This window comes from Bacillus sp. JJ1503 (assembly GCF_036965125.1).
GTDB lineage: Bacteria > Bacillota > Bacilli > Bacillales > Cytobacillaceae > Cytobacillus.
Map to the genome: position 1 here is coordinate 22,056 of NZ_JBALOZ010000234.1, position 3,372 is coordinate 25,427.

Annotated in this window: 6 protein-coding genes; all 6 read right to left on the minus strand. The window is 37.2% G+C overall.

Going from position 1 to position 3,372, the window contains the following annotated elements; genetic code table 11:
- A partial coding sequence (locus tag V7149_RS17475) for a class I SAM-dependent DNA methyltransferase (RefSeq protein ID WP_335346883.1) occupies positions 1–685 on the minus strand: 685 nt, incomplete at its 3' end.
- On the minus strand, positions 682–1,038 hold the full coding sequence (gene rsfS / locus V7149_RS17480; RefSeq protein ID WP_335346884.1) for a ribosome silencing factor: 357 nt from the start codon (positions 1,036–1,038) through the stop codon (positions 682–684). The genes V7149_RS17475 and rsfS, both read right to left, overlap by 4 nt.
- Positions 1,035–1,610: a bis(5'-nucleosyl)-tetraphosphatase (symmetrical) YqeK gene (yqeK, locus tag V7149_RS17485; RefSeq protein ID WP_335346885.1), complete on the minus strand. Its 576-nt coding sequence runs from the start codon at positions 1,608–1,610 to the stop codon at positions 1,035–1,037. Before yqeK ends, rsfS begins: the two co-directional genes overlap by 4 nt.
- The gene (locus V7149_RS17490) at positions 1,600–2,169 is read right to left on the minus strand and encodes a nicotinate-nucleotide adenylyltransferase (protein WP_335346886.1); all 570 of its coding nucleotides are present in this window, start codon (positions 2,167–2,169) and stop codon (positions 1,600–1,602) included. The genes yqeK and V7149_RS17490 overlap by 11 nt, the downstream gene beginning before the upstream one ends.
- Positions 2,170–2,210: 41 nt before the next feature.
- Positions 2,211–2,501: a ribosome assembly RNA-binding protein YhbY gene (gene yhbY, locus V7149_RS17495; RefSeq protein WP_335346887.1), complete on the minus strand. Its 291-nt coding sequence runs from the start codon at positions 2,499–2,501 to the stop codon at positions 2,211–2,213.
- Positions 2,502–2,505: 4 nt separating this feature from the next.
- Positions 2,506–3,336, minus strand: a complete 831-nt coding sequence (gene aroE / locus V7149_RS17500) for a shikimate dehydrogenase (protein ID WP_335346904.1) — start codon at positions 3,334–3,336, stop codon at positions 2,506–2,508.
- Positions 3,337–3,372: the final 36 nt, after the last annotated feature.

Genomic DNA, 3,372 nt, shown 5'->3' on the forward strand with positions numbered 1-3,372 from the left:
TATCGGCAGAAACTTCAAGGAGTTCAAAGCCTGTTTCCTGAAGCCAATTTTCATATACATCAATCGGATAAGTCCTCTGATAATGGAGTTCATCATAACGAGCATACATATCTGACTCCTTGTCTAAAACAAAAAAACTTAGATCATGCTCTATACTGAAAGGATATTCACCTTCAAAGCAATGCCAAATATAGCTTATCTCCTCGTCATTCGCAGTAAAGGTTTGATCCATAAATATCTCCATGATTTTATGAAGTGAGTGTACATCAAAGATAAAGAGACCATTACTAGACAAATGCTCATATACACGTTGAAATGTGGCCATAACTTCTTTTTCTTTCTGTAAATAATTTATCGAATCACAGAAAATGCCAATTATATCGAATCTGCCTAATCCATCGAGTTCAGCCATATTTTGCTGATAAAATTCGATTGCTAATCCATTTTCATTAGCCTTTGCCATTGCGACGGTCAACATTTCCTCGGAGAGATCCACGCCAGTTACATGAAATCCAATCTCAGAAAGCTTCACAGAAAGCTCAGCTGTACCACAGGCGAGATCAAGCAATTTTTTCCCGCTTACTTCATATTTCTTTGCCTTCTCAAATACTAATTCTGCCCATTTATCATAAGGAACATCTTTCATGAGCTGATCATAGAGATAGGCAAACTTTCCATAGCTCATTGATTCAGCTCGCTTTGTACATTTTCAATTGGTGCATCGCCCCATAAGCGTTCCAAATTATAATAACTTCTTTCATCACGGTGGAATATATGTGCAACAACGTCCCCTAAATCCACGAGGATCCATCTTGCTTCATCAAAGCCCTCAATTCTTTTAACTGTATATTCTCTTTCCTCTGCCTTTTCCTTCATTTCTCGTGCAATTGCCTGCACCTGCTTATCAGAATTTCCATGGCAAATAAGAAAGTAGTCAGCAATTAAAGAAATCCCCTTCATATTTAAAACAATAATATCCTCTGCTCTTTTATCATCAGCAGCTTTAACAGCGGTTAATAGCAATTCTTTTTCGTTCATTCAATCAGTCCTCCCGATCTCATAATTAAGTCATTATATGTGTTAAATGTAGCTGGAAAAACCGGCTGTTCTTTTTTCATTAAAAAAAAGATCGTATTTTGAATTGATTTTATTAAAGCTCTATCCAGGCTTTCCTTTGCTATTTCACGAACTTCATCAACCCCGGGAAAATGTCTTCCAGGCTCGATATAATCAGCCAAATAAATTACTTTTTCAAGTATGGTCATATTAGTTCGTCCTGATGTATGGTATCTGATGGCGTCTAAAATTTCCACATCGTCTATTCCAACTTCATTTTGCACTAGATATGCCCCAACTGGCGCATGCCAAAGTTCACTATTGTATAGAAGAAGCTCTTTCGGCATTCCTTCATCGATAATGATTTGTCGCATTTCCTCTTTTGGCCTAAATTTAGCATAATCATGGAAAATAGCAGAAAGCTCTGCCTTTTTCACATTAGCACCATACTTTTCAGCTAAGACCAAGGCTGTTTCCATTACTCCAATAGTATGATGGTAACGATGGTCCGGTAATTGTTTCTTAACTATTTGTAAAGCAGATTCACGATCCATATAATTGATTCTCCTTAATATAATTCCTGACTGAATCGGGAACGAGATATCGAATCGTCTTATTTTCCAGCAGTCGATTCCGGATTTGACTGGATGAAATCTCCACATCCGGAACCTCTGCATATAATATTGGATAATGGCTTTCATTACTATAAGATGGTCTATTTACGCCTATAAATTGAACCATCTTAACCAACTCATCAATATTCCGCCATTTTGGCAAGTACTCAACCATATCAGCACCGATAATAAAATAAAATTCCTTATCAGGATGTTTTCTTGTAAGAATCTTCATGGATTCATATGTATAGGAGGGACCTGATCTTTCAAGCTCTAATAGCTCTATTTTAAAATTAGGATGCCCACTAATTGCAAGCTGTAATAAATTTATTCTATCTGCTTCTTTTATGGCATTAGATTTTTTCTTATGGGGAGGCTCCTGATTCGGCATAAACCAAATTTCATCTAAGTTATAAGCATTTAACACTTCATTTGCAATAATTAAATGGCCCAGATGTGGCGGATCAAAGGTCCCTCCTAGTATGCCGGTTCTAATCATGTGAATTCCTCCCAACATTCTTTCATGCTTAACGAAAAGAATTAAGGTAAATTGATTTGCTTATTTTCACGTGATTCTTTATAAAGCACGATTGTACTTCCAATAATTTGGACAAGCTCTGCTCTCGTTCCTTTAACTATTTGTTCAGCAACTACGTCCTTATCCTCTTCACAATTTTGCAAAACGGATATTTTCATCAATTCTCGTGCTTCAAGTGCCTCATCTACTTGTTTAATCATATTTTCATTTACGCCACCCTTACCAACTTGAAAAATTGGATTTAGGTGATGTGCTTTAGAACGCAAAAAGCGTTTCTGTTTTCCTGTTAACATTTTGTTATCCTCCTAGTTGTGAAAGAACAATATCTCTCATACGATTCGTATCTGGAAAAATTCCTGTCCATTTTTCAAATGCGAGTGCACCTTGGTACACAAACATATTTAAGCCATTTTGAATTGTTGCACTTTTGCTTTTTGCTTCTTCTAGAAATCTTGTTTCTAATGGATTATAGACGATATCGCTTGCTAATGCTCCAGCTTTCAAATTATGTAACGAAAGCGGCAAATCTTGAACTTTTGGCGCCATACCTGCAGGTGTTGTTTGAATAACTAGATCATACAATCCAAGATTTTCTTCCGCACTTTTCATATCATACACATTGGAATCGACTGTATATGGACAATCATTCTTAATTACCTCAGCCTTTAATACTGTCCGATTACAAATATCTAGCTTTTCAACCCCAGCCGCTGCAATTGTGAAATAAATAGCTCTAGCTGCACCGCCAGCACCTATAACCAATATTTTTTTATCCTGCAGATTTTGCATTTCCTCATGCAGCCCTCTAACGTAGCCGCTGCCATCAGTATTATAACCAATCAGTTTGCCGTCCAGATTCACTACAGTATTAACAGCCCCAATTGATTGGGCGAGTGGATCTAGTTCGTCAAGCAATGGAATAATCGTTTCCTTATGTGGAACAGTCACATTAAACCCTGAGATTCCGATGGCTTTTAATCCCTTTATAGCATCTGCTAAATCCTCTCTCTTAACATGAAGAGGCTGGTAATGAGCATCAATACGATAGGCTTGAAATAAATCATTATGCATGGCCGGTGACATGGAATGGGCAATCGGATCCCCTATAACTGCAAAAAACTTCTTCACAATTTCTCTCCCCTTATTAGAAAAGCGCAAGCGCCT

Excerpts from the sequence above, each read along its gene's own strand:
- V7149_RS17490 (WP_335346886.1), bottom strand. The coding sequence starts at position 2,169 with ATGATTAGAACCGGCATACTAGGAGGGACCTTTGATCCGCCACATCTG.
- yqeK (WP_335346885.1), bottom strand. The coding sequence starts at position 1,610 with ATGGATCGTGAATCTGCTTTACAAATAGTTAAGAAACAATTACCGGAC.
- rsfS (WP_335346884.1), bottom strand. The coding sequence starts at position 1,038 with ATGAACGAAAAAGAATTGCTATTAACCGCTGTTAAAGCTGCTGATGAT.
- yhbY (WP_335346887.1), bottom strand. The coding sequence starts at position 2,501 with ATGTTAACAGGAAAACAGAAACGCTTTTTGCGTTCTAAAGCACATCAC.